Source organism: Paracoccus sp. SSJ, from assembly GCF_030234105.1.
Taxonomy (GTDB): domain Bacteria; phylum Pseudomonadota; class Alphaproteobacteria; order Rhodobacterales; family Rhodobacteraceae; genus Paracoccus; species Paracoccus denitrificans.
The window spans coordinates 1-2,148 of sequence record NZ_JASSPE010000057.1; the positions used below are offsets into that span (position 1 = coordinate 1).

Annotated in this window: 2 protein-coding genes; both read left to right on the top strand. The window is 72.8% G+C overall.

What is annotated here, in order from left to right; genetic code table 11:
- Positions 1–23 precede the first annotated feature (23 nt).
- Positions 24–173 (top strand): hypothetical protein, encoded by a 150-nt coding sequence (locus QPR87_RS23800; protein ID WP_502921636.1) that lies wholly within the window; start codon positions 24–26, stop codon positions 171–173.
- Complete coding sequence (locus QPR87_RS23425; protein ID WP_285051553.1) at positions 166–2,148, top strand: MacB family efflux pump subunit; 1,983 nt, start codon at positions 166–168, stop codon at positions 2,146–2,148. Before QPR87_RS23800 ends, QPR87_RS23425 begins: the two co-directional genes overlap by 8 nt.

Here is a 2,148-nt window from a genome sequence, read left to right on the forward strand (position 1 = left end):
GCGCCGGCATCGAGACCCGCGACGTGGTGATCGGGCTCAACGACAAGGTGGCGGCCGAGGTGGTCTCGGGCCTGGCCGAGGGCGAGCGCGTGGTGACCGGCGAGCAGGGCGCCGCCCCGGCCGCCGCCGCCCCCCGCGGCAGCCGCCGCATGATGGGGCCGCTGGGTGGCTGAGACGAGCGCCCCTCTGATCCGGCTGCGCGGCCTCGGCCGCGAATACCCCTCGGGCGAGGGGGTGCTGCGCGTGCTCGAGGACATCGACCTCGACATCGGCCAGGGCGAGTTCGTCGCCGTCATGGGCGCCTCGGGCTCGGGCAAGTCGACGCTGATGAACATCCTGGGCTGCCTCGACCGGCCCAGCTCGGGCAGCTACCGGATGGACGGGCGCGAGGTGGCGCGGCTGGGCGCGGGCGAGCTGGCGGCGCTGCGCCGCGAGACCTTCGGTTTCATCTTCCAGCGCTACCACCTGCTCTCCGAGATGACGGCGCTGGGGAATGTCGAGGTGCCGGCGATCTATCGCGGCCTGCCCGCCGATGCCCGCCGCGCCCGCGCCCGCGACCTGCTGGAGCGGCTGGGGCTGGGCGACCGGACGGGGCACCGGCCCGGCCAGCTTTCGGGCGGCCAGCAGCAGCGGGTCTCGATCGCCCGGGCGCTGGTCAACGACGCCCGCGTGATCCTGGCCGACGAGCCCACCGGCGCGCTCGACAGCCGCAGCGGCGACGAGGTGCTGGGCATCCTGGAGCGGCTGAACGCCGAGGGCCGCACCGTGGTCATCGTCACCCACGACCCCAGGGTCGCGGCGCGGGCGCATCGCGTGGTCGAGATCGCCGACGGCCGCATCGTCGCGGACCGCCGGACCGGGGGGCCGGCCGCCGATCCCGGGCCCGGACCCCTGCCCGCCCCGCAACCGGCCCCCGTTCAGGCCCCCGTTCAGGCCCGCGCCGCCGTGCCGGTGCTGGGCCGGCTGGCCGAGGCGCTGCGCATGGCGCTGCTTTCCATGCGCGCCCACAAGCTGCGCAGCTTCCTGACCATGCTGGGCATCATCATCGGCATCGCCTCGGTGGTCTCGGTGGTGGCCTTGGGCGAGGGCTCGCGCCGGCAGGTGCTGCAGAACATCGCCGGGCTGGGCACCAACACCCTGCAGATCTTTCCGGGCCGCGATTTCGGCGACATGCGCTCGGGGCGGGTGACCACGCTGGTCACCGCCGACGCCGCGGCGCTGGCCCGCCAGCCCCATGTCGCCTCGGTCAGCCCGACGGTCGGCACCAGCGCCACCCTGCGCCACGGCGCCACCGAGGCCAGCGCCCAGATCAGCGGCGTCGGCGAGCAGTATTTCGACGTGGCCGGCGTCGCGCTGACCCAGGGCCGCGGCTTCGACGAGGCCGACGTGGCGGCGATGGGCCAGAACGTCGTCATCGACGAGAACACCCGGACCAGCCTCTTCGGCGACGGCCCGGCGCTGGGGCAGGTCTTCATGGCCGGCAAGGTGCCCCTGCGGGTGATCGGCGTGGCCGAGGCGCAGAACCGCGGCCCCGGCGGCTCGACCAGCCTGACCGTCTATGCCCCCTATACCACGGTGCAGGCGCGCTACCTGGGCTCGACCAGCGTCAGCGGGCTGACCCTGCGGGTGGCCGACGACGTGGACATGGCGCTGGCCGAGCAGATGGTCGCCGACATCCTGACCCGGCGCCACGGCACCAGGAACTTCTTCATCGTCAACAACGACCAGATCCGCCAGACCATCACCTCGACCACGCAGACCCTGGCGCTGCTGATCGCGGCCATTGCGGTGATCTCGCTGGTGGTCGGCGGCATCGGGGTGATGAACATCATGCTGGTCTCGGTCACCGAGCGCATCGGCGAGATCGGCCTGCGCATGGCGGTCGGCGCCCGGCGCGGCGACATCCGCGCGCAATTCCTGATCGAGGCGGTGCTGGTCTGCGTCATCGGCGGCATCGCCGGCATCCTGGCCGCGCTCGGCTTCGGCCTGGCCTTCGAGCGCATGAGCAGCGACTTCACCCTGGTCTATTCCCCCCTCTCCATGCTCGCCGCACTCGCCAGCGCCTGCGCCATCGGCCTCGCATTCGGATACCTCCCGGCCGTCAACGCCGCAAAACTCGACCCCGTCAAAGCACTCCAAAAAGGGTGA